This window comes from Bacteroidetes bacterium SB0662_bin_6, assembly GCA_009839485.1.
Taxonomy (GTDB): Bacteria; Bacteroidota; Rhodothermia; order Rhodothermales; family VXPQ01; genus VXPQ01.
In genome coordinates this window covers 38,572-64,082 of the sequence record VXPQ01000058.1, presented here as the reverse complement: position 1 = coordinate 64,082, position 25,511 = coordinate 38,572, and the positions used below count along the sequence as shown (strand labels likewise).

General features: G+C 58.1%; 26 protein-coding genes. 9 read left to right on the top strand and 17 right to left on the bottom strand.

All coding sequences use genetic code 11. The annotated features are described in order from the left end of the window. The first annotated feature begins 140 nt into the window (after positions 1-140). From msrB to F4Y00_11050, 3 genes are read left to right on the top strand one after another with little or no spacing between them, the layout of a single operon-like run. Entirely contained in the window at positions 141-542 is a 402-nt protein-coding gene (gene msrB / locus F4Y00_11060) for a peptide-methionine (R)-S-oxide reductase MsrB (GenBank protein MYE05496.1), read from the top strand. A 5-nt stretch (positions 543-547) separates the two neighbouring features. Beyond that, on the top strand, positions 548-1,540 hold the full coding sequence (locus F4Y00_11055) for an oxidoreductase (protein MYE05495.1): 993 nt from the start codon (positions 548-550) through the stop codon (positions 1,538-1,540). 44 nt (positions 1,541-1,584) lie between these two features. Beyond that, the gene (locus F4Y00_11050; protein MYE05494.1) at positions 1,585-2,322 is read left to right on the top strand and encodes a thermonuclease family protein; all 738 of its coding nucleotides are present in this window, start codon (positions 1,585-1,587) and stop codon (positions 2,320-2,322) included. A 90-nt stretch (positions 2,323-2,412) separates the two neighbouring features. Here F4Y00_11050 and F4Y00_11045 read toward each other — a convergent pair whose 3' ends face one another. From F4Y00_11045 to F4Y00_11030, 4 genes are all read right to left on the bottom strand, one after another. Then, on the bottom strand, positions 2,413-5,253 hold the full coding sequence (locus tag F4Y00_11045) for a phosphoenolpyruvate carboxylase (protein MYE05493.1): 2,841 nt from the start codon (positions 5,251-5,253) through the stop codon (positions 2,413-2,415). A gap of 72 nt (positions 5,254-5,325) precedes the next feature. Beyond that, complete coding sequence (locus F4Y00_11040) at positions 5,326-5,883, bottom strand: DUF2911 domain-containing protein (protein ID MYE05492.1); 558 nt, start codon at positions 5,881-5,883, stop codon at positions 5,326-5,328. A gap of 64 nt (positions 5,884-5,947) precedes the next feature. Then, positions 5,948-6,739 carry a hypothetical protein gene (locus F4Y00_11035; protein MYE05491.1) on the bottom strand — a complete coding sequence of 264 codons (792 nt, stop codon included), beginning with the start codon at positions 6,737-6,739 and terminating at the stop codon, positions 5,948-5,950. 32 nt (positions 6,740-6,771) lie between these two features. Beyond that, positions 6,772-10,002 (bottom strand): M1 family metallopeptidase, encoded by a 3,231-nt coding sequence (locus F4Y00_11030; protein MYE05490.1) that lies wholly within the window; start codon positions 10,000-10,002, stop codon positions 6,772-6,774. Between the two features lie 234 nt (positions 10,003-10,236). On the opposite strand from F4Y00_11030, the gene F4Y00_11025 reads away from it, so the two are divergent. Then, complete coding sequence (locus F4Y00_11025) at positions 10,237-10,512, top strand: integration host factor subunit beta (GenBank protein ID MYE05489.1); 276 nt, start codon at positions 10,237-10,239, stop codon at positions 10,510-10,512. On the opposite strand, the gene F4Y00_11020 is transcribed toward F4Y00_11025, so the two are convergent. Beyond that, positions 10,475-11,020, bottom strand: coding sequence for a hypothetical protein (locus tag F4Y00_11020; protein ID MYE05488.1), 546 nt, complete (start codon positions 11,018-11,020; stop codon positions 10,475-10,477). The two genes, F4Y00_11025 and F4Y00_11020, sit on opposite strands and share 38 nt — an antisense overlap. Here F4Y00_11020 and modA point away from each other — a divergent pair. Beyond that, positions 11,019-12,281: a molybdate ABC transporter substrate-binding protein gene (gene modA / locus F4Y00_11015; protein ID MYE05487.1), complete on the top strand. Its 1,263-nt coding sequence runs from the start codon at positions 11,019-11,021 to the stop codon at positions 12,279-12,281. The two genes, F4Y00_11020 and modA, sit on opposite strands and share 2 nt — an antisense overlap. On the opposite strand, the gene F4Y00_11010 is transcribed toward modA, so the two are convergent. The 8 genes from F4Y00_11010 to sufB all read right to left on the bottom strand — a co-directional run bounded on the left by F4Y00_11010 (position 12,158) and on the right by sufB (position 19,603). Further along, positions 12,158-12,814 carry a hypothetical protein gene (locus F4Y00_11010; GenBank protein MYE05486.1) on the bottom strand — a complete coding sequence of 219 codons (657 nt, stop codon included), beginning with the start codon at positions 12,812-12,814 and terminating at the stop codon, positions 12,158-12,160. The genes modA and F4Y00_11010 overlap by 124 nt on opposite strands. Before the next feature lie 86 nt (positions 12,815-12,900). After that, the gene (gene modB, locus F4Y00_11005; GenBank protein MYE05485.1) at positions 12,901-13,596 is read right to left on the bottom strand and encodes a molybdate ABC transporter permease subunit; all 696 of its coding nucleotides are present in this window, start codon (positions 13,594-13,596) and stop codon (positions 12,901-12,903) included. Between the two features lie 73 nt (positions 13,597-13,669). Continuing rightward, complete coding sequence (locus F4Y00_11000) at positions 13,670-13,996, bottom strand: DUF59 domain-containing protein (GenBank protein ID MYE05484.1); 327 nt, start codon at positions 13,994-13,996, stop codon at positions 13,670-13,672. Positions 13,997-14,084: 88 nt separating this feature from the next. Then, a complete protein-coding gene (locus tag F4Y00_10995) occupies positions 14,085-14,516 on the bottom strand; it encodes a SufE family protein (GenBank protein ID MYE05483.1) in 432 nt (143 codons plus the stop codon). 23 nt (positions 14,517-14,539) lie between these two features. Next, the gene (locus tag F4Y00_10990; GenBank protein ID MYE05482.1) at positions 14,540-15,796 is read right to left on the bottom strand and encodes a cysteine desulfurase; all 1,257 of its coding nucleotides are present in this window, start codon (positions 15,794-15,796) and stop codon (positions 14,540-14,542) included. A 95-nt stretch (positions 15,797-15,891) separates the two neighbouring features. Then, the gene (gene sufD / locus F4Y00_10985; GenBank protein ID MYE05481.1) at positions 15,892-17,250 is read right to left on the bottom strand and encodes a Fe-S cluster assembly protein SufD; all 1,359 of its coding nucleotides are present in this window, start codon (positions 17,248-17,250) and stop codon (positions 15,892-15,894) included. Positions 17,251-17,290: 40 nt separating this feature from the next. Next, a complete protein-coding gene (gene sufC / locus F4Y00_10980; protein MYE05480.1) occupies positions 17,291-18,052 on the bottom strand; it encodes a Fe-S cluster assembly ATPase SufC in 762 nt (253 codons plus the stop codon). Between the two features lie 84 nt (positions 18,053-18,136). Next, positions 18,137-19,603, bottom strand: a complete 1,467-nt coding sequence (gene sufB / locus F4Y00_10975; protein MYE05479.1) for a Fe-S cluster assembly protein SufB — start codon at positions 19,601-19,603, stop codon at positions 18,137-18,139. A gap of 184 nt (positions 19,604-19,787) precedes the next feature. Here sufB and F4Y00_10970 point away from each other — a divergent pair, with 184 nt between their 5' ends. After that, positions 19,788-20,123 (top strand): iron-sulfur cluster assembly accessory protein, encoded by a 336-nt coding sequence (locus F4Y00_10970; protein ID MYE05478.1) that lies wholly within the window; start codon positions 19,788-19,790, stop codon positions 20,121-20,123. Positions 20,124-20,176: 53 nt separating this feature from the next. Here F4Y00_10970 and F4Y00_10965 read toward each other — a convergent pair whose 3' ends face one another. Then, positions 20,177-20,686: a DUF192 domain-containing protein gene (locus tag F4Y00_10965; protein MYE05477.1), complete on the bottom strand. Its 510-nt coding sequence runs from the start codon at positions 20,684-20,686 to the stop codon at positions 20,177-20,179. 25 nt (positions 20,687-20,711) lie between these two features. Next, the gene (locus F4Y00_10960) at positions 20,712-21,014 is read right to left on the bottom strand and encodes a hypothetical protein (GenBank protein MYE05476.1); all 303 of its coding nucleotides are present in this window, start codon (positions 21,012-21,014) and stop codon (positions 20,712-20,714) included. Between the two features lie 406 nt (positions 21,015-21,420). Here F4Y00_10960 and F4Y00_10955 point away from each other — a divergent pair, with 406 nt between their 5' ends. Then, positions 21,421-21,711, top strand: coding sequence for a hypothetical protein (locus F4Y00_10955; protein MYE05475.1), 291 nt, complete (start codon positions 21,421-21,423; stop codon positions 21,709-21,711). A 111-nt stretch (positions 21,712-21,822) separates the two neighbouring features. On the opposite strand, the gene F4Y00_10950 is transcribed toward F4Y00_10955, so the two are convergent. Beyond that, positions 21,823-22,827 (bottom strand): electron transfer flavoprotein subunit alpha/FixB family protein, encoded by a 1,005-nt coding sequence (locus tag F4Y00_10950; protein MYE05474.1) that lies wholly within the window; start codon positions 22,825-22,827, stop codon positions 21,823-21,825. A gap of 1 nt (position 22,828) precedes the next feature. Continuing rightward, positions 22,829-23,722, bottom strand: a complete 894-nt coding sequence (locus F4Y00_10945; GenBank protein MYE05473.1) for an electron transfer flavoprotein subunit beta/FixA family protein — start codon at positions 23,720-23,722, stop codon at positions 22,829-22,831. Here F4Y00_10945 and F4Y00_10940 point away from each other — a divergent pair. Both F4Y00_10940 and hemW read left to right on the top strand, forming a co-directional pair. After that, positions 23,721-24,248, top strand: a complete 528-nt coding sequence (locus F4Y00_10940; protein MYE05472.1) for a hypothetical protein — start codon at positions 23,721-23,723, stop codon at positions 24,246-24,248. The genes F4Y00_10945 and F4Y00_10940 overlap by 2 nt on opposite strands. Further along, positions 24,249-25,511 (top strand): radical SAM family heme chaperone HemW, encoded by a 1,263-nt coding sequence (gene hemW / locus F4Y00_10935; protein MYE05471.1) that lies wholly within the window; start codon positions 24,249-24,251, stop codon positions 25,509-25,511.

The following is a 25,511-nucleotide window of genomic DNA, read 5'->3' as shown; positions in this document are numbered from 1 at the left end:
TTGACGCCGTGCCTGACGGAACAGAGCATTGCTGCATAGTGGTAACAGGCCCTAGCCCACGAAGTTTTCTTTTTTCGGTATTTTCACGAGCGGTCTTTGCGCACGGATGCGCTTTCTTCACCAATCCGGTTTTACGATTCATGAGCAGGAAAATCAGCAAGTCAGAAGCAGAGTGGAAAGCCGACCTTTCCCCCGAACAGTACAGAATACTTCGGAAAAAGGGCACCGAACCGGCGTTCTCCGGCGCTTATTGCGATCATAAGGGCCCAGGGTCTTATGTCTGTGCGGCCTGCGGTCAGCCGCTCTTCGGCTCCGACACCAAGTACGATTCCGGCAGCGGATGGCCCAGTTTTTACCAGCCGGCGAATGAAGACGCTGTCGAAACGGAAGAGGACCGCAGTTTGGGCAGGGTGCGCACGGAGGTGTTGTGTTCCCGGTGCGATTCCCACCTCGGACATGTGTTTGAAGATGGCCCCAACCCCACCGGGTTACGGTATTGCATCAATTCCGCGGCGCTCGATTTTGAAGAGGATACAAAGTGAGCGGCATGTCGAGAGTGCTTTTGCTGGATCGCCGGGATGGCGAAGTGGAGGCATCGGTCTGCGAGCTGGACGAATCCCGTTTGCCGGAAGGAGACGTGCTGCTGGACGTGTGGTATTCGGGGCTCAACTACAAGGATGCCCTGGCGATTACCGGACGGGGCAAAATTATTCGCGGCGCCTGGCCGTTTGTGCCGGGGATCGATCTTGCCGGGAAAGTGCGCGCTTCCGATTCGGAGGCCTACAAGCCGGGAGACCTGGTGATCGGTACCGGGTGGGGGCTGGGAGAATCCCACTGGGGCGGGTATGCCGAGGTGCAGCGTGTGGACGCGGCCAAATTGCTCCCGCTCCCTGAGGGAATGTCCCTTGAAAAAGCCATGCTGGCCGGGACGGCGGGGCTTACGGCCATGCTTTCCGTGATGGAACTGGAAGCGCATGGCGTGGGACCGGGAAAGGGCGAGGTGCTTGTGACCGGTGCATCGGGTGGGGTGGGGAGTTTTGCCGTAGGGTTGTTGCATGAAGCAGGATACCGTGTAGCGGCGTCGACAGGGAGTCCGGATGCGCATGACTGGTTGGGGCGCTTCGGCGCGGACCGGATCATTGAACGCGAGGCGCTTGCCGCAGGCGCTGCGCGCCCGCTGGATTCGGGGGAATGGGCCGGCGCCGTGGATGTCGTGGGCGGGAAAACGCTGGAAGCGCTCCTGTCCCGCCTGAAGCGTCACGGGACCGCCGTGGCGTGCGGGCTGGCCGGGGGGCATGCCCTGCACACTACGGTGTTTCCGTTCATCCTGCGAGGCGTGCGTCTGATCGGGGTGGATACGAACACATGCCCTGTTCCTGTGCGGCGGCAAGCCTGGGCGCAGCTTGCCCGGTGGATGACCGATGATCTGGTGGAGCATCTTCTTGCGGATACGATCGGGCTGGGCGATCTTCCATCATATAGCCAACGGCTCCTGGCCGGTGAGATCCGCGGCAGGCTGCTGGTGGATGTGAGGAAGTAGTCCGGGTTTTCCCGTGCTTTGTACCCTTTACGTATCGTCGCATCATGTCTGTGCGGGTGCTGCTTGTAGTGCTGATCGTTCTTCTTGCCGCCAATCTCGGCATGGAGATATGGTATCGTATGGATCCTCCGCAGGCCTCTCCATCGGAGGATGCGCTTGCTCCGGCCCCGTTCCTGTACGATCCGCAGTATTATGATGACAACGCTGGCGTCCTGCCCCCGTCGTATTACTACGATCCTGGGCTGCCGCTTCCTTTCCATGAAGAATTTCAAGGTGCTCTCCCTGCCGATGCGGACTTTACGCTTGTGCCTGATCTCTATGACCATGCTGCAACGCCGACCGTTGCGCGCATTGTCGATGGGGATACGTTCGAACTCTCGGACGGCACGATGCTGCGTCTGATAGGCATAGATACGCCTGAGGTGCATCCTTCTCCCAAACTGAGCAGGGATGCGGAGCGCAGCGACATGGACCGGGAAACGATCCGGGAGTTGGGCCGCCGCGCCAGTGCGTATGCCGCGGAGTTGGCGCTCGGCAAGCCGGTCGAACTTGAATACGGTTCCGGACGCAGGACGGACCGGTACGGCAGAACCCTGGCGTACGTATGGGTGCTGGATGAGTACGGCCGGCGCCTGTACCGGGTAAATGACCGCCTTGTCGCTGACGGATATGCGAATATTTACTCGGGAATTCCGTTTGAATACAGCGACGAATACCTCGAATACGAGCGGGAGGCTCGCGAGGAAGGGCGGGGCTTGTGGGGTGAGGTGGAAGGCTTATAGATCCGAAAACACGCAATGTCGAAAGGGTACATGACGCTGGTGCGGTGAAATGAGAGCACATGACCTCTCGGCAGGCCCTGATGATCCGTTTTATCCCGTACTCTGCATTGCCGCTGCAATCCCATTGATACTCAGGAACAGCGCCTGCCGCAGCGCATCCCGGGTTTCCTCCTGGTCGGAGGCCCGGTACCGCTTGATGAGTTCGACCTGCAGCAGATTGAGTACGTCCGTATAGGGATTGCGCAGGAAAATGGATTTCTGGATGACCGGATTGCTGTCGAGCAGTTCGCTTTGCCCGGTGATCCGGAGAATCATGTCGCGTGCCCTGTCAAAATCTTCCGCGATCCGTTCGTGGACATGGGCGCCTTGCGAGGAGTTTTCCAGTTCTCTGTAGTGCTGAGAGATATCGAACCGCGCCCGCGCCATTTCCCGTTGGGCGCTGTTTACGACGGCCCGGAAGAAGGTCCATTCCCGGAAGAGCGTCCGGAGTTGGGATACCATTTTCGGATCTTCTTCCACGAGTGAGGCCAGGCCGTGTCCCGTTCCGAACCAGCCCGGCAGGGTATACCGTGTCTGGGTCCATGCGAAAACCCACGGGATGGCCCGCAACGATTCAAAATGCACCTCATGCGCGGAACCGCGCGAAACGGGGCGCGAAGCAATGGGGAGCCGGCTTATTTGCTCAATCGGGGTGATTTGCGTATACCACGGCCAGAGCGCGCTGTCTTCGATGAGCGCCCGATAGGCCTTCATGGAGTTCCCGGCGATGCGGTCCAGCACCTCGACATTTTCAGGCGCCGTTCCGTAGTCGTTCTTTCCGTTCCGCCGCGATCCGGAAGCTGTGCTCACGATCATTGCACTGACAATCTGCTCCAGGTGCCGTCGGGCGATGTCCGGCAGCGCATACCGGAACGAGATGACCTCTCCCTGCTCGGTAAACCGGATTTGCCCGTTATGCACGACGGGCGGCATGGCAAGAATAGCCTGATTAGCCCGGCCGCCTCCGCGCCCGACCGTGCCGCCCCGGCCGTGGAAAAGCCGCAAAGTTACCTGATGGTCTCTGCAAACGACGCCCAGGTCTTTTTGCGCCTTGTGCAGGGCCCAGTTAGCCATCCAGTATCCGCCGTCCTTATTCGAATCCGAGTAACCAAGCATGATTTCCTGGAAACGCCCGCGGGATTCGAGGTGCTTGTTGTACACCGGATTGGAAAAGAGAGCGCGCATGAGCGCATCCGAGTCTGCCAGATCTTCAATCGTTTCGAAGAGAGGTACGATATCGAGCGGGCAATACAATTCCCCGTCCTGTATACGCCAGAGTCCAACCACCTTGGCCAGCAACATGGCTTCCAGCACGTCGCTTACGGTATGCGTCATGCTGATGACGTAACTGCCCATGGCGGACGGCTCCCGCTCGAGGATTTCCCGAATCACCTCGAAGCTTTCCACGACTTGCTGCGCCATGTCGGGCAATTCGGCGCGGCGCGGCGACAGAGCGCGCGGGTTTTCCAACTCGCCGGCAAGAAGATCGATTTTATCGGATTCGTCGAGGCTGGCGTAGTCGTCATGCACGTTTGCAGCGTGCAGGATAGCCGTTACGGCCTGCTCGTGGATGCGGCTGTGCTGTCGTACGTCCAGCGCCGCCATGTGAAAGCCGAACGTGCGCGCTCGGACAAGAATGCGCTGCAGGTGACCGGCTTCGGCATATGTTTCGTAGCCCGTCTCATCGAGGCATTCGCGGAGCATCTCCAGGTCCTGGACAAAAGCCGCGCCGCTGTAGCTTTCTGCACTGTCCGTTTTCTGACGGTCCCGGTGTGACTGATCCCGGTCCAGTTCGGCCTGCGCTTGCTGTGCGAGCCGCAGCAGGCGCTCCATCATATAACTTATCTTGAGCCGGTAGGGCTCGTGGCGGTATATCCGTTTGGCCCTTGCGTCGAGATCGATATTCTTTGCATCTGCGGCGATCGCATCGTACAACGCGCGGGGGACGGATGCCTGGCGGCTCGAAACGCTGAGTTCATGGCGCAGCTCCACCAATTCTTCGTAAAAGATATTGATGGCGGTGAGGCGCTGTTTTGCGAAGGTCCGCCGCGTTACGGCCGCCGTGACATTCGGGTTGCCGTCCCGGTCGCTGCCGATCCAGGTGCGGTATTTCAGGAAGACGGGGATGTCCCCCGATGTCCCGTAATAGGCATGCAGTCCCCGTCGTACGTCGTCATAGATGTCCGGTATGGTTTCCCGGATCGCATTGCGCAGGAAATAAAGCCCTTGGTCCACCTCATCGTCCACGCTGGGCCTGTCCGCGCGAATCTCGTCGGTGGACAGGAGCAGGGCGATCTGGTTTCGGATATCCGATAGGGCGCGTTCTTTTTCCCTCGGGGTCAGTTGCTCCCGGTTGAGACGCGACAGAGCCCGGGAGATGTGCTGTTGCTTGTACAGGATGCTGAGCCGCCGGGCCTCGGTGGGATGTGCCGTCAGCGTCGGCTGGATATCCAGTTGGCGGAGGAGCGCAAGCACTTCCTCACAGGAGTATCCCTCTTTCTTCAGATAGTGGATTGCCTCGAGGATGGACTCTGCCCGGGGCTGTTCCGGCGATCCGTCACGGGCCCGGTCCCGGTTGATGCGGATGATTTCTTCCTGCTCCGCCTGATTTACCAGATGGAAGAATGCGGTGTAGGCGCGAAGCAGCCAAAGAACTTCCTCATCGTCGAGTTGCGCAATGCGGTTTTTCGCCTGTATACGGGGCGCCGGGGTATTCTCCGTCACCGATTGCTTGCAGAGCATTCGCAACTCTTCCACCAGGTCGAGGGTGCCCTGCCCTGCCTGCTGGCGTATAGCCTGCCCAAGAAGCATGCCAAGGAGATTGACCTGCCGGCTCAACGGGCGCGATATGCCCGTGCCCTCTGCCTCGACGTCAAGCCCCGAAAGCTGCATGGCGTGTCCGCATCATGATTTTGACGAGGCAACCTTGCGAGGCATCGTCTTTCCGGGAGAATATCCGGCGAATTATTCCACCGGCGTTACGGGAATGGACACGCTCGTCTGATCCCACATCATGGAAAGCATGCCGGCAGAGCCTTCCTCGTTCGCTTCGAGGGTGATGGTGAACGCCTCGTGGATGTCGTCGGTCATGCTTACCGGAGTTTCCAGGCGCAGGACATCGTGCTCGTCCGAGTAGGAAAAGGCGCCCCACATGCCCAGGCCTGCATTCACGATCAAAGTCCATGTTTCCTCGTTCGGGATGGCGAGAACGGCATAGGTGCCTGCGGCCAGATCCATGCCTCCGAGCTGAATGTCTTGCGTCACGGTCATTTCTGTCGCTTCGTTGGCGCCCAGTCGCCATACTGCGCCGAACGGCACCAGGCCGCCGAAAATTTCCCGGTCGCGCTTGCGGGGCGATCCGTAGTGGATGCTGGCGTAGGTTCCGTCGCTGAAAGAGGTCTGTGTAATGGCCCGTGGACTCGCCGGATTAGGCGGCGGAATGATGTCCTGTGCGGCAACGGAATTGGCGCCGAAAACGAGAAGGCCTGCTGCGATGAGCAGGGGAAGCAAGGTGCGATGCATGGTTGCGGTCATGGTGTGATTGTTTTGTATGGATAAGTGATGGAATATACGACCGGAATGGTATCTATTCGTCAATTTCCTCTACGACGATACCGGTCTTTTCGATGACGGATACCGTATCCAGTTCCTGGATATCCAGCAGGCTGTCCATTTGTTCGATGGGGTCTCCCGGCGCCGCGATAACCGGCGAGGTGAAATTCAGGTAGTCCTGGAAGCGGATGCCGCCTAAGGTACGCGCATTGTATGCCTCCCGGAAGCGCGTTCCTGAATCGCCTGTTTCGTAATCGTAGGCGAAATAGTCCATGGTGTGGCGGTCACGGTGGAACCAGTACACGAACCGGTCCTGGTAGTCCCGTCCTCCCCCTTCCTGTCGGAAGGTGACTTCAATTTCGTGATACGGTTCGCCCTTGACGGTTGCCTCGGAAAGGTACCTGGCCTGTACGGCGGTGTCCGTCAATTTGAAGGGCAGCAGCATGAAATAGGAGACGGCGTTGAGGGAGAAGGAATAATCGGCTGCTGTCTCCTCAGGGAGGTCCACACGCACGCCGTCGATTTCCCGGTAGAATCCGTCGTTGTTCAGTACGTCCCGGATATACCCGGCCGAGTCCGGGCGCTCGCGTTCATACTGGAACATTCCCCCGTTCAGTATGATGGTGTAGTGGTATTCCCGGAAGTCGTAACTGATCTTCACCCGGTCCGCGTGCTCACCGCCGTGCGCAGCGACAGCCTGCCGTATGATATCCGCAGCCTTGTTTTGGGCGGGTTCTTGTTCGGGTTGTCCGCCGCCGCATGCCGCAAGGGCAAGAAGCGCAGCGCCCATCAGGGTTGTAATCGTACGGGTTGATAAACGAAGCATTTCTTCGATAGGATGTAAGGGTCAGGGTAATATCAGTCCCAGGGGAGGCGGTCCAGTTGTACGCCGAGCAGCCAGCGAAAGGCGAAGGGGGCGTCGCTGTCTGCATATTCGTAATCGTTCGCCCACAGGGGAAAGCGCGCCACGAGCACGAGGTCCGACAGGAAGTCGGACTGTCTGACCCATCGGTCGAATCCCCGCAGGCGATTCAGATCGTACCGCACGCCGATTCCGGCGTCCATCAGGGTGCGCTTCCGGCGCTCGTCACGCTCTTCCTCGTTCAGGTCTCCTACATGCCCGATGCCCATAAACAGTTCCAGCCGGAGAGGGCGCAGGAGCGCAGGCCCCTGCAACCGGGGCGTGAGCAGCCTTGCGCTGAAGGCGGTCATTTCCGTGACGCTGAAAGGGATATTTTCCTCGTCCGGGTGAATGTCCGAATCGCCGTTCCGGTGCGCGTGCGCATCGGTATCCTGATCGTGGTGTATGTGCTCGCTGTGGGCATACGGCTCCGTCTGACGCATGTAAGCAACCGGGCCGGGTGCGCCGAAAGCCACCCAAGGCGCATCGCGGAACGGTTCTTCGAAGAGCCCTTCCACCGTCCGGTACGCCGCATCGTTCCACTGGTCCTCGATCGATACGCCCCCGAAACGGAATCGCTTGTCCGGAGAGAGGACATCCGGCTCTCCGCCCCCGAAGAACAGACGCACGGATCCTGTGAACGGTCCGATCGGCATGCCGACAGCTAGATCCATCGACATCCGGTTGGCCGTGTAGGGCCCATCGTCTTCCACACCTGTTTCCACGAAAAGGGCGTATCGGTACCAGTCGCTTGCTCCTTCCAGATGCCAGTAGACGGAAAGCATGTCCTGCAGGTGGAGGCTGGACGTGTACCGGGTTCTGGCGCGGTCGCTTGTCAGGAAACGGCCGTTTACGCCGACCGTAAGGCGGCGGCTTCTCGGGAGCAGGAGATCGTCCGGATCCGAAAAGGACACCCATAAGTCGTTCTGGTCAACGCCCAACTGTTTCTGTGCCCGGGCCGACCACTTTATCATGTAGCCCTTCAGATACTCTTCCGAGTTAGAGAAGTCGTAATCGATGCCGTTGAGCGCTCTAAGATTCGACGGCTCGTGATCCGCCAGGAAATAACTGACGTCCGGTTCGTTTCCTCCGCTGAAGAGCACCTGCGGCCAAATCTTCACCATACCCTTTCTTTCTTTTCCGGTGAGGGGATACGCCCCGCGGTATTGCACCCCTGCACCGAGACCCCAGAATTGTGAAACCTGTACGAGAGGACGCCATCCATAATTGTACCGGCGCATGTTCGGGGAAGGGGGTTTCAGGAAAGAAATTTCGATCGGTCGCGCCGTGGTGTTGTTGAGCCGGTCCGATTCCGGAGTTCGTACGTACGGGTCGATTTCGGCGCTGCGCGGCCTGACCGGCAGCATGACTTCCAGCGCGTATTCCGGCGAGGTCCAGGCCCAGGGGGCCGCCACGATCCAGTCCTCCGGAACGGGCTTGTGCCCCTGCATGATGCCCAGCGGGATATGCACCCACTGCACCGACCCGTCTTCGAGCGTGATTTGCAGATCGATGGGCATGACGGCGCGCCCAAGCCTTTTCAGCGTCATGGTGGTGCGCCATGCGGTCCCGTCCCGGGTCTGTCTGAACCTCTGCACCGCGTAGTCCAATTCCCAGTTTACGTCCCCGAATTGCTGGAAATACCAGTCGAGGCGAATGCCCGATACCTGCTCGGCTACGTGCTCCACATCGTGTGGACCGGCGTGCCGGAACGCGAACCGCCGGTGGTATTCGAGCAGAAACCGGTCACGCAACGAATCGGAGATGACGTAGCCCAGCATATCGAGCATCATTGCGCCCCCGGAATAGGAGGACACGCCGTAGGCGACGTTCGTATCGAACCAGTCACTGGGGGTGTTCAACGGCTCGAAGAGCCCCAGGCGCTTCATGTTCAGGACCCCGGCCAGCGCGCCCGCATGCGACGGCCGCGGTTGTCCGCGAAGGTGCGCCAGCGCTTCACGCGTTGCGTAATTCGTGAATCCTTCATCCATCCACGCATGGTCGGCTTCGTTCGACCCGATCATTCCGTAAAACCACATATGCGCCACTTCGTGGGCCGTTACGCCATGGAGGGAGGGGGGAGAGCGCCTACCCGTTACGAGGGTAATCATCGGGTATTCCATCCCGCCGTCTCCACCTTGCGCAATGGTCATCTGCGGATAGAGATAGGGACCGTAGCGTTCCTCGAAGAACGCCATAATCTTCGGGGCGGCTTCGTGGAGCGTTTGCCATACCTCGGCTACATCCGGCTGGTAGAGCAGGTGAATCGTGTAGCCCGCCTCCGTTTCGAGTACATCATGGATGTAGTCCGGGTCGGCGGACCAGGCGAAGTCATGGACATTTTCCGCGAAAAAATGCCAGGTCAGCGAATCGGTTTGCGCCGCAGGGATATCCATATTTAGCGAATCGCTTACATAGCCGTGGCCGACCTCGTCCGGGTTCCGCAGGGTTCCCGTGGCCCCGACGATGTATTCGGAAGGCAGGGTGATGCGTACGTCGAAGGTTCCGAACGGAGCGTAAAACTCCCGGCCGACATAAGGGTCTGCATGCCATCCGCGCGCATCGTATTGTGCGAGTTTCGGATACCATTGCGTCATGGAATAATCGATTCCTTCCCGGCTGTCCCGCCCGCTGCGGCGGGTCTGGAGGGGAATTTGCGAAGCGAACGTCATGTCGAAAACGGCCTGCCCGCCCGGTGGGAGGGGCTGTGCCAACGTTACCTCCATGACGGTGTCGAATATCCGATGCGAAACGGTATTCCCGTCCTGTGTAAGCGATTCGATGCGGTGATAGCCTGTTTCGTCCGGCCCGAGGTTAAAAATGCGGGGCGCCGTACGCGGGTCGGGATCCGGCAACTCCCGGTTCCTTTCGGCCATCATGGAATGAGGCTGAAAGGCATTGAAATAGAGATGATAGAATACGCGGGAGAGCGTGTCCGGAGAGGTGTTGGTATATGTAAGGCGCTGACGGCCCTCCATGGCGTGCCGGTCCGGATGGACGGTGATGTCCATTTCGTAATGGACAGTTGGATTGGGGCTTTGCCTCTTCGAGTCGGAGTGCGATGGCAGCGAAATCGGGTCCGATGGTTGGTGGGCCTGCCCGCTTGACGCCGACAACAAACCGATGAGAAACAGCGAAACGGCGGGTGAAATACGGATCATCGGGTAAATCGATAGGCGGTACGTCATGCGAAATGGGTGGCGGCGGTGCGGCGCAAGACGCCGAAACACCACGAAGGGCGTATGCCTCCCCAGGATGCTTGTTCCTGAACCAGGCGTGCGTTGCAGTCCGAACCACCGGAAACGACGTGCCCGGCACGGCGTTAAGGAAGCGGGTATACGACGTATCGCATTTTTCTGAAACAACCTTCCACGACGGTGACGAAATCTGATATCATCGAACGCATTGCCACAGGTACGGGAATGACCAGAATTGAAACGGAAGCGGTCATCAACGGCTTTATTTCCTGTGTTTCGGAGGCTCTGGAATCAGGGGAAGGTATTGAACTTCGGGGGTTCGGGACCTTCCATGTCAAGTACCGGCAGCCTCGCAAGGCGCGTAATCCGCGCACGAACGAGGAAGTTCCGGTCGCGGCGCGGTATATGCCGATGTTCCGTCCTTCCAGAAGCCTGCGCAGCAGGGTGGATACGGCGGTAAGGCTCAGCCAGGGAAGCGAGATGGGCCGATCCCATGGGTAACCTGGTTTGTATGGATTGCGGCGCCCGGATCGCGGCGGATACTGACCGGTGCGAATTGTGCGGATCGTTGCGTTCCGACACCGTTGCCGCCCCGCAATCCGGAAATTCCGGTGCTTCCGGTACTTCCGAAGAAGCGAGGTTGGGCTCTCTCGGAGTGCGGGTGGCTATGCTGGTGGGCATTCCTGTGCTGATCGTGATTGCCCTTTTCATGATCACCGAGATGTCCAGGCAGCAGGTCCAGCCTGAAGTGGCTCCCACGGCCGCCATGCCTGCCGAAATGCGGAGCGCCGCCGTAATCGATGAGTTCGAGTCTATTCCTGTCGCCGGTCAGTATGCTCCCGTGGTGGATTCGCTTCAGGCGCTGGTACGCTCTGGAAACGGAACCATAACCCTGGAGGCGCAGCGGGAACTCGTCCGTTTCATGGCCGAGATCGGACGCATCGACCGGGCTGCCATCGAGCAACAGCGCCTGGCCCGCCGTACCGGGATGACGGCCGACTGGCGGCATGCCGGCACGCTTTTGTATGCATGGATGGAAGCGGTCTATAATGAGCGCAAGACCGACGTGGCGCTACTTGCCATCGAGGCATTCGGCAAGGTGCTCGAACAGAACCCGGACGATGTGGATATACGGGCCGATCTTGGCTGGGCCTATCAGTACGATCCGCAAAATCCCATGGAAGCGATCCGGCAAACGAACCTGGCCCTCGAACAGGACCCGGATCATCTCGCCGCCAATTACAACCGGGCCGTTTTTCTGCTGCGCATCAACCGGATCAACGAAGCCCTGGAGCAATTCGGTCGAGTCGTGGCCCTGGCTGAAGACGGTTCTGTATATGAGCGGCAAGCCGAAGCCTGGATACGCACTATTCGCGAGAATGCGGAAGCATCCTGATAGCCGGTTTCCGAAAGGTTCTGCGCCTCGCCTGATTTCCGGGTTTGCTTTGCTGTGGTGTGTCGGGGTGCTCCTGACGGGATGCCGACCCCCGCCGCAAGCCCGCGCCCTCGACGTATATGCCGCGGCTTCGCTGACGGATGTCATGGAAGCCCTGGCCGATACGTTTCGCGTCATGCCGGGGGGCGTGCGGGTCACGGTGAATGTGGCCGGCAGTTCGCTGCTTGCCCGTCAGATCGAGCGTGGGGCAGGCGCCGACCTGTTCGTATCCGCACACCCCGACTGGACGGAATACCTGTATGCAAAACGCCGCATTTCGCCGCCCGTCGAACTACCTGTCGCCAATCGGCTTGTACAGGTCCGGCGTCAGAATGGAAATCCTTCCGAAAACGAACGCATTGCGCTGGCCGACCCGGAACATGTGCCCGCGGGGATGTATGCACGGGAGGCGTTGCTGTGCGAAGGCCGGTGGGCCATACTCGCGCCTCGTCTCGTGCCGACGCTTGATGTTCGCGCGGCGGTTGCCGCCGTAGAGGCAGGGGCGGCGGGCTCGGCTATCGTGTATGCTTCCGACGCCGCCATGGCGCCGAAATTACAGGTGGAGGATGTGGTTTCGGAACGGTGCGATCCACAGATACGGTACACGGCGGCGGTTGTGTCGGGTAGTGCGCTTCAGGAAGACGCCCTGCGCTTCCTGGCGCTGATGCATAATCCGGCGGCGGCGCAACTCTGGCAGCGGTTTGGTTTCGGCTACGATTCCACCCGCAGCGCATCGGACAATTCATTGGAATCGTCGTCGCGCCGCTCGACGCCGCTGCCTTCGAGTAACGTCCCGCACATGCCGATCGCATCGATCAGGCCGTCCGCAAAGTGACCGCTTCGTACCCCGTCCCGGATGCGCGCCACCATATCTGTCCAGTCATCCGCGGACACCCTTGCATTGATGCCCGCATCGCCAAGCACTTCGATACGATGTTCCCATAGGGATACGAAGATCAGGACGCCGGTGCGCTCCCGCGTAGCGAACACCTCTTCTTCAACGAATGCCTTCATCGCACGGCGATGCACCGTCCGGATGATGCACTCGCGACCTGCAAGCACCCGTCCAATCGGCGGTACGAAAGCACTTAATACCCCTCCGGCTATGCCGGCGGCAAGCGCCAGCGTGGCCGTGCCCCATCCCGTGTGAAGCCACCCCAGTCCCCAGCCCTCATAGAATTGGAATACGACGGCAGTGAAAGCCAGCGCCAGTGCAGCCGCAATACCTGCGCCTTTCCATGCAATCCCGTCATACGTATCGCTGCGCGGTACGACATACGGGACGATTTCGCCCGAAGTAAGGCGCTCGGCCTCGGCTACTGCCTGCCGGATGCGCTCAAGGTCCTCGTTCGATAGCCATTCTTTCATGACAACCTGCCCGCCTGTGTGGGGGTGTTCAGATAAATTGTTTTAGTTGATGGACGCAGGGGAACGAAAAAATCCCGGATCGTCTGTCAAGTGCCTGGACGATCGGTCCGGCTCGGCAAACGGCGACGCAGCAAGGCATGCACCGTGAGGCTGGCGGCAGACAACAGGATTGCCACCAGGACCAGACGCAGTACCGCAAGTTCGCCGCCCATACGGTGTATTTCGGTAAAGATAGCCAATGGAAGCGTACGTGTTTCGGACGGAATGTTGCCCGCAAGTACAATGGTGGCGCCGAATTCGCCCAGTGCACGGGCAAAAGCGAGCACGATGCCCGCAGCAATGGCCCTGCCCGCAAGAGGGGCCGTTACATGGCGAAAGACCGCCGCGCGCGTACCGCCGTATACGTATCCGGCTTCTTCCCAGGAAGGGTCTATCTGCTCGAAGCCAACGCGCATGGTCTGCACCATCAGGGGAAAGGCGATAATGCCTGCCGCCACTGCGGCGCCGAACCATCCGAAGGCGATGCGAAGCCCGAAGGTTGCTTCCAGCCAGCCCCCGAAGACCGATTCCGGACTCAGAAGAATAAGCAGTACCCATCCCGTGACCACCGGTGGAAGCACAAGCGGCAGCTGGACGAGATTCTCCACCACAAATGATAGAGGCAACCGATTCCGTGCAAGCAGATACGCCAGCGCCACCCCGATCGGCGCCGTAATCAGGACGGCAACCGCAGCAACGCGCAACGAAAGTCCGACCGCTTCCCATTCGGCCAGCGTGAGCATGGCGCCTGTCAAAAGATGCGGGTTCACTTTAGGATACTCTGATCTTTGTGGACTTAATCAGGGTATCCTTTATTTACATGAAGCCCAATTCGAGCCGCGCCTCCTCGGACATCATGTCCGGGGTGAAAGGCGGATCGAAGGTCAAAAATACCGTCGATTCGTCCACTTCCGGGAGCATGCCGACGGCGGCCTCGACCTGTTGCGGGAGAATGTCGGCGACCGGGCAATTTGGTGCAGTCAGGGTCATCCTGACGAAGACAGACCGCTCCTTCACCCGGATCTCGTAGATGAGTCCGAGATCGTAAATGTTCACCGGAATCTCCGGGTCGTAGATGCTCTTCAGCACCTCGATGACCTTCGCTTCCAGGTCTTCCTGCGCTATGGATGTGGTTTCTTCCATGGGTCCGCCTGTGGGTAATTGCCGTGGTTTGCCGGTCTACTCTGTATTCCTGCCCTGTTTACCCGGTAGTATCGCACCCGGTTGCGTTTTATGCGCTTCCCGTGTGCGCCAGCGCAAAGAGTTTGAGTTGTTTGACCATGGAAGCGAGCCCGTTTCTGCGCGTGGACGAAAGATGATCCTTCATCCCGATCTCGTCGAGAAACTCCAGGTCGGCCTGGACGATCTCCTGTGGGGGTTGGCCGGACAGTACGCGGATCAATAACGCCACCAGGCCCTTCGTAATGAGCGCATCGCTGTCGCCTTCGTAGAAGACCAGGCCGTTTTTCATCTCCGGACGGACCCATACCTGGGCCTGACAGCCATGAATCCGGTGGGCTTCCGTTTTATACCGGTTATCGAGCGGCGGCAGTGCCTGGCCGATCTCGATGAGATATTCATACTTCCCCATCCAGTCGTCGAACAGCCCGAACTCTTCCACGATGTCGTGGGCGCGTTCCCGAATCGTTCCGTTTACCACCATGTTCGCCAGCCATGTTCCGGCGCTCAGCCAAGCATTTCCTTGACGCGCCGTACGCCGGCGGCCAGCGCGTCCACTTCGTCGAAAGTATTGTACAACGCAAAGGAAGCCCGTACCGTACCCGGTATGTCGAACCGCCTCATCAGCGGTTGCGTGCAATGATGCCCCGTTCGCACGGCAATGCCCAACCTGTCCAGGATGGTTCCTGCATCGTAGGGGTGTATGTCGCCGATCAGGAAAGAAAGCACACTCGCCTTGTCCGTTGCGGTTCCGATCAGGCGAACGCCTTCGATCTCCGACAACCGCTCGGTCGCATAAGCGAGGAGGTCCTGTTCGTATGCCGCCACGCGGTTTTGCCCCACGCCTTCCAGAAAGTCTATGGCCGAGGCGAATCCCAGCACATCGGCGATGTTCGGTGTGCCGGCCTCGAATTTGTGCGGCGGGTCGTTGTACGTCGTTTTCTCGAACGCGACCGTTTCGATCATATCGCCGCCGCCCTGCCAGGGGGGCATGGTTTCCAGATGTTCCGCTTTTGCATAAAGGATGCCGATACCGGTGGGACCGAACATCTTGTGTGAGGAAAACGCATAGAAATCGCAGTCGAGTTCCTGCACATCTATTTTCATGTGCGGCGCCGCCTGCGCTCCGTCAACGACTACGGGCACGCCCATGTCGTGCGCATGCCGGATCATGCGCTTCAGCGGATTGATGGTTCCGAGAGTATTTGACACATGGGCAATGGCCAGAAGACGGACCCGCTCGGAAAGCAGCCGCTCGAATTCCTCATAGATAATTTCGCCGGTGTCCGATACGGGGATGGCCCGTACCCGGGCGCCCTGCGCCTCGCAGAGCATTTGCCACGGAACGATGTTGGAATGATGTTCCATGTGCGAAACCAGCACCACATCGCCTTTTCCGACATGCAGGGGACCGAAGGAGGATGCCACGAGATTGATGCCTTCCGTGGTTCCCCGGGTGTACAGTACTTCGGGTTCGGAAGGGGCGTTGATGAACGCTACGACGCGCTTGCGAGCAGCTTCGTATGCATCCGTAGCTTCCCGGCTCAGGAGATGTACTCCGCGATGCACGTTACTGTGCTCCGAGGAATAGTATCGGACCAGCCGGTCAATGACAGCCTGGGGCTTCTGTGAACTGGCCGCGTTATCCAGATACACAAGGGGTTTCCCGTACACTTCGCGTGCGAGCGCCGGGAACAGGTTGCGCACCTCCGCCGGGTCGAACTTTTCCGGGATATGGTCTTGTATTGCGCCGGTGGCATTCATGGATGCCGCTTTCGTCTTATGGACAAGGCCGGTTTACAAAATGGCGACGAATACACGGTGTCTGGCAACCCGGTATACGTCCGGATTTCCCCGCATTATTCGCCAAAAAGGCGGGTAACGCGTTGGTCGAGCATTCTGCGAAGCGGCTCGATGGATATGCGGTCAAGAATATCTCCCGCAAACGCATGCAGCAGGAGGCCCTGCGCCTGTTGTTTGGTCATTCCCCGGGAACGCAGGTAAAACAAGGCTTCGGGATCAAGTTGGCCCGTGGTGGCGCCGTGGCTGCATTTTACGTCATCCGCGTAAATCTCCAGTTCCGGTTTGGCGTTCATCGTGGCCTCGTTTGTGAGCACGATGGTTTTGTTTTCCTGAAAGGCATTGATGCGCTGTGCGTCCTGCCGCACGAAGACCTTGCCATTGAATACGCCGGAAGCGCGGTCATTCAGGATACCCTTGTATAGTTCGTTGCTGACGCAGTCCGGCTGGGCATGATCCACGAGGGTACGGTTGTCCACTTGCGTGTTGCCGCCGGGCAGGAACAGGCCATACAGGTGCGTTTCGCAATGCGGGGCATTGGGCAGCACATTCAGATTGTTCCGGACCACGGCGCCGGTAAGCGTTACGGTCGTTGCCGTGAAGGTACTTGCCGTTTCCTGGTAGACATGCGTGGTCGAAACGACGGCATTGTCATTGCCCGGATCCTGCACGAGATACATTTCCACCATGGCCCGCTCGCCGACGAATGCCTCGGTGACGACATTCGTGAAGGTTGCTTCGCTGGTGAGGGTGCAGGAGGTGTCGATAATCTTCGCTTGCGCGTTTTCCTCGAATACGAGCAGGTGGCGGGGCTGCAGGAACAGGCGCTCGTTCGTCTTCTGCAGATTGATTACGTGGATTGGTTTTTCGATGATCTTTCCTTTGGGGACATATATGAAAAGTCCATCGCTCGCGAACGCTGTGTTGAGCGCGGTAAAGCTTTCCTCTTCCCAGGCCGCGTAGTGCCCGAAATGCCTGCGCAGGATATCCGGGTGCGTGGATGCAGCCGTTCCCAGTCCGCTGATCGCAACACCCTCCGGGAGGTTGCCGATAAGGGCATGTTCGCCAGCAAAACGCCCATTGACGAGTACGACGATATGTGCATCGAGCCCGGCGAGCGCGCACTGCACGGTTTCAGCGGCCTCGGGATCGGGCGTTGAATCTCCGGCAGATACGGCAAAGCCGCGAGCAAGCACCTCCGGAATGTGCGTATACTTCCAGGCTTCGTTCTTCCGGGAGGGAATGCCCAATTCCTGAAAGCGCTCAATAGCCCGTCGCTGGAACCCCTGCATGGCATTGAGGGGCGCCAGGCCGTTTACAGCCACCGATGCATTTCCCGGCGGCGCAGGACCTGCATATGCTTCGAATGCATCCACGAACGATGCTTCAAGGGATGTGATTTTACGGGAATTCGACATAGTAGCAACCTGTCAAAATGTGTACGATCGGTTGCCGGAGCTATACCGCCACGGTTTCTTCCCGAATCCAGTCGTACCCTTTTTCCTCCAGATCAAGGGCGAGCTCCTTGCCTCCGGACCGGACGATTCGGCCATCCACCATCACATGAACCGCATCGGGAATGATGTAATTGAGAAGCCGCTGGTAATGGGTAATGACGACAAAGGACCGGTCGCTGCGCCGGAGCGCATTGACGCCGTCCGCAACGGTCCGCAATGCATCGATATCCAGTCCCGAATCCGTTTCATCCATGATCGCGAGACGCGGTGCGAGCATGGCGAGTTGGAAAATCTCGTTTCGTTTTTTCTCCCCACCCGAAAAACCGTCGTTTACTGAACGGCTCATGAGTTGCGGGTCCAGGTCTACGAGGGCGGCGCATTCTTTCATTTGCTTCAGGAACGCGCCTGCCGAAAGCGGTTCTTCCCCACGGTATTCCCGCTGCTGGTTGAGCGCCTGCCGCAGGAAGTTATTCATGCTGACCCCCGGCAATTCGACCGGATATTGAAAGGCCAGAAAAACCCCCTCGAGGGCGCGTTCGTCAGGCTCCATCTCCAGCAGGTCTTGCCCCTGGTACAGGACGTTCCCGTCCGTCACCTCGAATTCTTCTCGTCCGGCAAGCACAGACGCGAGCGTACTTTTTCCCGACCCGTTCGGCCCCATGATTGCATGCACTTCGCCTGCGGCGACCGTCAGATCGACCCCCTTGAGGATGTTCTGCTCCTCGATTCGGGCATGCAGATTATTGATTTGAAGAATTGCCATGTTTGAATGATTTCCGCGTTTCGCGCATCTTATGTATGAAAGGGGGCGGGCGTCATGCAGGAAGAATCACCGCGCAGGCATTGCTTATCCTACCGATCCTTCAAGCTCGATGTCCAGCAGTTTTTGCGCCTCTACGGCAAACTCCATGGGAAGTTTTGCAAGAATTTCCTTGCAAAATCCATTGACGATGAGTTTGATGGCGGCTTCTTCTCCGATGCCCCGCTGGAAGCAGTAGAACATCTGGTCTTCCCCTATTTTCGAGGTGGTGGCTTCATGTTCCACCTGTGCCGAGGGATTTTTGATTTCTATATAGGGGAAGGTATGCGCTCCGCACCGATCTCCAAGCAGCATCGAGTCGCATTGGGAGAAATTCCGCGCATTTTCGGCGCCCTTGTTGATTTTTACCAGCCCCCGGTAGGAGTTATTGCTGCGCCCCCCGGATATCCCCTTCGAGATAATGGTGCTTTTCGTATTTTTTCCCAGATGCACCATCTTGGTGCCCGTATCGGCCTGCTGCCGTCCTTTGGTGAAAGCCACCGAGTAGAATTCTCCCACAGACCGGTCTCCTTTCAGAATCACGCTGGGATATTTCCATGTGATGGCCGATCCGGTTTCAAGCTGCGTCCAGGATATCTTTGCGTGGTCACCCTTGCAGATACCCCGCTTGGTGACAAAGTTGAACACTCCCCCGCGCCCCTCATTGTCGCCGGGATACCAATTCTGAATGGTCGAGTATTTCACTTCTGCGTGGGCCTCGGCAACGATTTCCACGACTGCGGCATGCAACTGGTTTTCGTCGCGCATCGGGGCCGTGCAACCTTCGAGATAGCTTACGTAGCTGCCTTCTTCGGCCACGATGAGCGTACGCTCGAATTGCCCCGTACCTGCCTGATTGATCCGGAAATACGTCGAAAGCTCCATGGGGCAGCGGACGCCTTTCGGGATGTAGCAAAAGGAACCGTCGGAGAACACTGCCGCGTTCAGCGAGGCATAGAAGTTATCCGTGTACGGGACCACGGACCCCATGTATTTCTGCACCAGTTCGGGATGCTCCTGTACGGCTTCTCCAAACGAGCAGAAGATAATGCCCTGCTCGGCCAGTTCCTCTTTGAAGGTCGTGTGGACAGACACGCTATCGAGGACGGCATCCACCGCTACGCCGGCCAGTTTTTCCTGTTCGGCCAACGGGATACCCAGCCGCTCGAACGTTTCCAGCAAATCCGGATCGACCTCGTCGAGGCTTTCATACCGCGGCTTCTTGCTCGGCGACGAGTAATACGTGATATTCCGGAAATCCGGTGCCGTATACTTCAAATGCGGCCAGCGCGGGTATTTTTCCGCCGGATTGGAGGCCAGTTTTTCCCAATGCCGCCATGCCCGCAAACGCCATTCAAGCAGCCACTCCGGCTCGTCTTTCTTGGCGGAAATCAGACGAATAACCTCTTCGTCAAGGCCTTTCGGTATCGTATCGGCCTCGACGTTCGTTTCCCAGCCGTATTTGTACTCACCGGCAGCGACTTCGTGCAGAAACTCTGTTTGCGTGGTGGGCATGGATCAGCAGAGAAAAATCGTTGGGCGCGAACCGCGCAAGAACAGGGAAAAAACAAGTACGTTTGCAACCGAACAGGGTTCGTTTCGTTCCTGTCTTCACCGAGTGTTAACGGATGCTTTGATCAAAGTGGAATTGATCAGAGCGTCTTAACGTGACTTGCTGCTTATCGCATTCGTCGTTTCCATGGAATCTGTACGCATTACCGAGCGCGCCCTGACACAACTCCTCACCGTAGCCGAAGGAGAGGGAGTGGACTTGTCCGCAACGATGCTGCGGGTTGCCGTAGTTCCGGGCGGGTGCTCGGGACTTACGTACGATCTGGGTTGGGATACGGTTCGGCAGCAAGGCGACCAGGTAATCGAGGTGGACGGCTTATCCGTCGTCCTTGATCGGCGCAGCGCGGCTTGTCTGGATGGCACCGAGCTTGATTTTACGGACGGCCTCGAAGGAAAAGGATTTTATTTTACCAATCCGCAAGCGGCCCGGACCTGTGCATGCGGTGAAAGTTTTGGATTATAAAATACTCTGATCAAGTCCGCCAATAGGGTGAAAGGCGCCGGCGAATAATCTCGCTACAAGCCGGTTTCCGCATCGTGTCGAATCCAATGCACGCGTTCCCCTTCCACGAGGCCGTAGCGATCCGCAAACCCTGCCGGCACCTCGATTACATATTGTGCCGGAACGTCCGAGCGAATGAGGTCGGATGTAAAGGGGCGATTGTATTTATCGATATCGACCACCGTCGAGTCGCTTCCTGTGAACAGCAAGTCCAGTGCGAGCGGCGTGTTCGACATGTGAAAAATCTGCATGGTTTCCCGTTCGAAAAGAAAGAGCATGCCGCTCTTTTCGGGCAGGGAAGGCCGTTGCATAAGCCCTCGTATACGTGCGGAGTCCGATTCGGCGATTTCTATGTCGATGGTGACCACCTCTTCCCCGCCTCGAAAAAACGTCAGGTCGCCGTCATCCCGGAACGGGATGGAAGGGAAGTTTTCTTCCGCGTATTCTGTGGCGCGGGAAGACGACTCATTGCCGCAGGCCGCGATCGTTACGGCCAGCAGAAAGAAGCAAATATATCGTGTCATCGACACAATCTGCGAAATGTTATTTCTATTTTACGCGGGAAACGTACACGCGGAATTTCTTCGCGTCTGAACCGCGCAGCCGGCGGGATTGGATCTTCAGGTGCTTACCTCCTTTGACGTTGCGCGCTACATAGCCCCGCAGATTCGTTACGTCCGTTACGGATAGGGCCTCTATGCGCAGCACATCGTTTCCTGATAACCCTTCAATATGCTTTACGAGCGGATCGAATTTGGAACTGCGCCCCCGGCCTGAATCGGCCCTGGAACGGAGTTTGCTCAGAAGCGCGTCGGCTTCGTCCTTGTACATGGTTGTTGTATAGAATGTCATAGGAGATGGCCGGTGTAATCATAAGGAACATGCGAATCCAGGAAGCGGCTAAATGAGCGTAAATAGTCTTGACAGAACAATTCCGCTGCCTTATCGCGCATCGAAAATGCGTCAAACCACCGCTTCTTTTCCGATAATATAGGTATGTAAAGTACGCAGTGCAAGAACGAAGAGCATTCGTGCATTCCGAAATAATCCAAATTATTTGTTGTAGTCGATGATTTCTTGCCTTGTGTATTTGTATTTCGTTACCTATACTCATAAACCACGGAGGGATGTTACCAATTAAGATGGATTCTGCGTATGCAGGTAGCTTCTTAGCGTCGCCCCGTTTTTTTGTAGGACTTAATCAGAGTATCCTGTCCGCACTGTATCGCCAACCCCCAACCAACCTGCATACTGCACAATGGCAAAGAAAAAAGCCGGCCAATTTTCCGTCGAGGTTCTATCTTCCGAACAGGCAAAGGCAGAAATGTCCCGCGCCACGAGGAAGGGCCGTTCTTCCAAGTATGATTCCATCGGGCGTGCTGCGGAACGCCTGACGGGGGACACGGTGCTCAAGGTCAAACTGGAGAAGAAAGAGGTGCAGCCGTTGCGTACATATCTCCGGAAAAAATTTGAAGACAAATATGTGCTCAAGACTGCATCAACCGGTAAAGAGGGCACCTTTACGGGATTTATCTTTCTTGCTTCCTGATAGTGCGGGATTGGTTTTTGCGGATCCTTTCTGTGTCGACCGCTCGACTCCATGACGCTTCCTGATGGAGTGCGTATGAATGACGATTATCCTGCATAGTATTAAAAGGCCCTAGTTGGCCGTTGAGGATTTTTTCTTCAGTGCCTCGATAAAGGCGGGCAGTACCTCATACAGATCACCTGTAATTCCATAGGTCGCATGACGAAAAACGGGTGCGTCGGCGTCCTTGTTAATGGCGATCACGGCTCGGCTGCCGGACATCCCTGCCACATGTTGCAGGGCTCCTGAGATGCCAACCGCAATGTACACGTCCGGAGAAACGGTTTTTCCGGTTTGTCCGATCAGGGACGAGGGTGGAAAAAGTCCGGCCTCGATGGCGCCTCGCGACGCGCCGATTGCTGCTCCCAAAAGCGCCGCAAGTTCTTCGACCAGCCGTTTGCCTTCCTTGTCGCGCACCCCGCGCCCCGCGGCCACCACCACGGATGCTTCCGACAAGTCAATCCCCCCGGAAGCTGCTTTTACTACCTCGCGTAATGTTTTCCCGGAAACCTTCTCATCGAATGCGAACGGGACATTCCGGACGTGCTGGGAGGAGGGCTCAGACTTCTCGGAGGCGGCGTACGAACCGGCCCGCAGCGATACCAGCACGGGGCTGCCTTCTGCCCGAACATGAGCTATGAAACCGGCGGTGAATACGGGGCGTTGCGCCGTAACCGCACCATCAAGTACGTCGAAGCCGGATACATCAGGAAGCGCCGGTGCAGAAATCCGTACAGCCAGCGCCCCCAGGATTTCCTTCACGCTTTCCTCGGAAGGAAGCACGACCACATCAGGGGCAGCCTGTCCGATAATGCCGGCGAGCGCCGCGGTCAGAGGCGCACTCAGGGGCATTCCGGGTGGAGATGCAAATGCCGTATCGGTTACGGCGAACACCTCCTCTACTCCGTAACGGGCCAATTCCTCGAAATACGCACCGGGATTATCGGACATGACGGCAGCAGCTACCGTACTTCCATGACGTTTCCCGGCGATTTCCCGGCAGCGCGAGAGCGCTTCCAGCGACAGGCGCGTGATGCGGCCGGCGCGGATTTCAGCAAAGGTGAGCAGGCGCGCCATCTTATGCTGCGGGCGGGCCGCTTTTTACGAAAGGTACAAGGACCTCGATTGCTTCATCCCACCCTTCTTCCAGCATGCGGACCTCCGGGCGACCGGGCATCGCGTCGTAGCGCTGCACCTGCACTCGGGGGATTCCGGCAGGCAGCGAGACAATTTTTACATCGATCGGCTTCTTCCGCGCTCCCATGATTCCCTTTATATTCGGAATGCGCGGATCACACATATTGTTGGAGCAGGACACTATGCAGGGCGTCTCTATACGCGTAATTTCCTGGTTTGCGTCTCCTTGCCTGGTTACAAGGAGACCTTTTCCGCCGCGTTCATCTCCGTCCCTCTCCAGCGCAATGACATTTCCGATGAAGGGAAGCCCCAGTAATTCGGCGAGCATGGCGGGGGTCAACCCTGCATCGGTGTCCTGCGCCTGCTTGCCGCACGCGATGACGTCGAACGTCTCCTTACTGAAGTGGTCCGCAAGAAGCCGTGCACAGGCCTGTGCGTCAGGAAGGGTGTCCGGCACAGCCTCGGGGGGCGTCGCACGGTCCTTGACCTGGATATGCACTGCGGATGCGGCTCCCATCGCAAGCACCTTGCGCAACGCTTCCTGCGCCTCGGGCGGACCTATCAACACGGCGTGTACTTCGCCGCCGTATTTTTCGGTAAAGGCGATGGCGCCTTCCGCCGCCGAGGCGTCATACGCATTCAGCACCATGCGTCCGGCGCTCGTATCGATGCGCCCTTCCTGCAGGCGCAGTGGGGACGTCACATCGGGCACCTGTTTGACGCAAACAATAAACTTCATATCCGCTATCTTTTGACCAATAAAACCATGAACGACACGAATGGCCCCGTGTTCGTACCATGCCTGTTCATGCAGCCCCTGACACAACCCGACCATGAAGATAGTTCGTTTCCTGTTTGTCCTTGCCGTTTGTGCGGTTTCCGTACTGATCGCCGCTCCGCGCGCTTGTGCGCAGGATGCGGATCCGGCTCCGGCAAAGTCCCCCCGTTACGGAATGAGTATCAATGCCCTGTACAGTACCCCGCAGGGCGTGGGCCTGGGTATCCGGGGGCGGGCTTCCATGCCGATCAACGCGAACATTTCCACTGGGCTGGATCTCGGTTTCACGGGGTTCGTACTCGAAGGATGGCGCGGCGCCGATTATCTTTTCGAACCGCAGATATCCCTTATTATCACTCCGCCGCCGACCCGGCTGCGCGCAGGGTATATTTTCCTTGGGATGGGCGGCTATCTGCCGCTTGCCGGCAACAGGGACACGAGCGGTCCTACCATTCATATCGGGCTCGGGCGTGCGCATGGATTTGGAGAATCCGCCGTGTTTTACGAAATCAATCCGGCGCTTATCATCGGCAGCGAGAAACTGGGTTTTCTGTTGCCTGTACGGTTAGGCATCATCTTTTGAGTGGCGTCTTTATACCTCCATATCCCTTTCTGCACGCAACGCTGCATCTACTGCGATTTCTATTTTACGACGACGCGATCGTCCCGGACGCCTTTTCTGAAGGCCATGCATACCGAACTGGCGCATTATGCGGCGGAATATGCCTGGCGCGAACCCATCGAAACCATTTATTTCGGAGGCGGCACCCCGTCGCTTCTGCCCGCCCGCGATCTGGCCGATTTGCTGGATACGATTCGCCGTTCTTTCCAAACCAGTGATGTGTGCGAAACGACGCTGGAGATGAATCCCGACGATGCGGAGCCCGACTATCTGCGGGCGCTCCGTTCCCTCGGGTTCGACCGGCTGAGCATCGGCGTACAATCTTTTTACGAGACGGATCTGACGTTCCTGAACCGGAGTCATACCCCGGAACAGGCCGTACAGGCTATAGAACAGGCGCAGGAGGCGGGTTTCGACAATCTGTCCGTCGATCTGATTTTCGGTATCCCCGACCAGCCGGAGGAATACTGGTACGCCAATGTACAGAAACTGAGCCGGCTGGGCGTACCGCATCTCTCCACGTACGGGCTCACCATAGAGGAACGCACGCCGCTTTACAAGATGGTGACGCAGGGGCGCGTGATGCCTGCTCCGGAGGAGGAATTCGCGGCGCGATACCGGTTCACGATGGATTTTATGCGGGAGCGCGGCTATGAGCACTACGAAATATCGAGCTTTGCCCTGCCGGGCATGCGATCCCGTCACAACGAGATATACTGGCGGCACGCCAATTATCTCGGATTCGGTCCGTCCGCCCATTCGTTCTGGTGGGATGGACGGAGTGAAGCAGGCGGGGGATCAGGGTCTGCGGAACAGACCGGGACGGATGGAGAGGAAGCGGGTAATGGAGCGGTCCAAACGGGTACGGAGAACGGATCGGCCCGCCAACCTGTTACGGGCGCCCGCCGGTGGTACAACGAGGCCAACCTGCGAAAGTACGAAGCGCTTGTGCAGCAGCGCGTACCTCCTGTAGGGGGCGAGGATGCCCTGTCGCTGGAAATGCTGGCGAACGAGTATATCTTTCTGCGGCTGCGTACCTCGGACGGGCTGGACGTACACCGGCTGAAACGGATATACGGTATGGATCTTTTATCCGGAAAGCCTGACCTGCTGACCGCGCTTGAGGCTGAAGGCTATATCGAGTGGTCCGGGAACGGCTATCTCTGCCTCACGGATGCAGGGAAACTGGTGTGCGATTCGGTGGTGGAGGGGTTGGTGGGGTGA

What these genes read in the sequence shown, in the direction of transcription:
- msrB (MYE05496.1), top strand. Translation starts at nt 141, where the DNA reads ATGAGCAGGAAAATCAGCAAGTCAGAAGCAGAGTGGAAAGCCGACCTT.
- F4Y00_11055 (MYE05495.1), top strand. Translation starts at nt 548, where the DNA reads ATGTCGAGAGTGCTTTTGCTGGATCGCCGGGATGGCGAAGTGGAGGCA.
- F4Y00_11050 (MYE05494.1), top strand. Translation starts at nt 1,585, where the DNA reads ATGTCTGTGCGGGTGCTGCTTGTAGTGCTGATCGTTCTTCTTGCCGCC.
- F4Y00_11045 (MYE05493.1), bottom strand. Translation starts at nt 5,253, where the DNA reads ATGCAGCTTTCGGGGCTTGACGTCGAGGCAGAGGGCACGGGCATATCG.
- F4Y00_11040 (MYE05492.1), bottom strand. Translation starts at nt 5,883, where the DNA reads ATGCATCGCACCTTGCTTCCCCTGCTCATCGCAGCAGGCCTTCTCGTT.
- F4Y00_11035 (MYE05491.1), bottom strand. Translation starts at nt 6,739, where the DNA reads ATGCTTCGTTTATCAACCCGTACGATTACAACCCTGATGGGCGCTGCG.
- F4Y00_11030 (MYE05490.1), bottom strand. Translation starts at nt 10,002, where the DNA reads ATGACGTACCGCCTATCGATTTACCCGATGATCCGTATTTCACCCGCC.
- F4Y00_11025 (MYE05489.1), top strand. Translation starts at nt 10,237, where the DNA reads ATGACCAGAATTGAAACGGAAGCGGTCATCAACGGCTTTATTTCCTGT.
- modA (MYE05487.1), top strand. Translation starts at nt 11,019, where the DNA reads ATGCCGGCACGCTTTTGTATGCATGGATGGAAGCGGTCTATAATGAGC.
- F4Y00_11020 (MYE05488.1), bottom strand. Translation starts at nt 11,020, where the DNA reads ATGCCGCCAGTCGGCCGTCATCCCGGTACGGCGGGCCAGGCGCTGTTG.
- F4Y00_11010 (MYE05486.1), bottom strand. Translation starts at nt 12,814, where the DNA reads ATGAAAGAATGGCTATCGAACGAGGACCTTGAGCGCATCCGGCAGGCA.
- modB (MYE05485.1), bottom strand. Translation starts at nt 13,596, where the DNA reads ATGCTCACGCTGGCCGAATGGGAAGCGGTCGGACTTTCGTTGCGCGTT.
- F4Y00_11000 (MYE05484.1), bottom strand. Translation starts at nt 13,996, where the DNA reads ATGGAAGAAACCACATCCATAGCGCAGGAAGACCTGGAAGCGAAGGTC.
- F4Y00_10995 (MYE05483.1), bottom strand. Translation starts at nt 14,516, where the DNA reads ATGGTGGTAAACGGAACGATTCGGGAACGCGCCCACGACATCGTGGAA.
- F4Y00_10990 (MYE05482.1), bottom strand. Translation starts at nt 15,796, where the DNA reads ATGAATGCCACCGGCGCAATACAAGACCATATCCCGGAAAAGTTCGAC.
- sufD (MYE05481.1), bottom strand. Translation starts at nt 17,250, where the DNA reads ATGTCGAATTCCCGTAAAATCACATCCCTTGAAGCATCGTTCGTGGAT.
- sufC (MYE05480.1), bottom strand. Translation starts at nt 18,052, where the DNA reads ATGGCAATTCTTCAAATCAATAATCTGCATGCCCGAATCGAGGAGCAG.
- sufB (MYE05479.1), bottom strand. Translation starts at nt 19,603, where the DNA reads ATGCCCACCACGCAAACAGAGTTTCTGCACGAAGTCGCTGCCGGTGAG.
- F4Y00_10970 (MYE05478.1), top strand. Translation starts at nt 19,788, where the DNA reads ATGGAATCTGTACGCATTACCGAGCGCGCCCTGACACAACTCCTCACC.
- F4Y00_10965 (MYE05477.1), bottom strand. Translation starts at nt 20,686, where the DNA reads ATGACACGATATATTTGCTTCTTTCTGCTGGCCGTAACGATCGCGGCC.
- F4Y00_10960 (MYE05476.1), bottom strand. Translation starts at nt 21,014, where the DNA reads ATGACATTCTATACAACAACCATGTACAAGGACGAAGCCGACGCGCTT.
- F4Y00_10955 (MYE05475.1), top strand. Translation starts at nt 21,421, where the DNA reads ATGGCAAAGAAAAAAGCCGGCCAATTTTCCGTCGAGGTTCTATCTTCC.
- F4Y00_10950 (MYE05474.1), bottom strand. Translation starts at nt 22,827, where the DNA reads ATGGCGCGCCTGCTCACCTTTGCTGAAATCCGCGCCGGCCGCATCACG.
- F4Y00_10940 (MYE05472.1), top strand. Translation starts at nt 23,721, where the DNA reads ATGAAGATAGTTCGTTTCCTGTTTGTCCTTGCCGTTTGTGCGGTTTCC.
- F4Y00_10945 (MYE05473.1), bottom strand. Translation starts at nt 23,722, where the DNA reads ATGGTCGGGTTGTGTCAGGGGCTGCATGAACAGGCATGGTACGAACAC.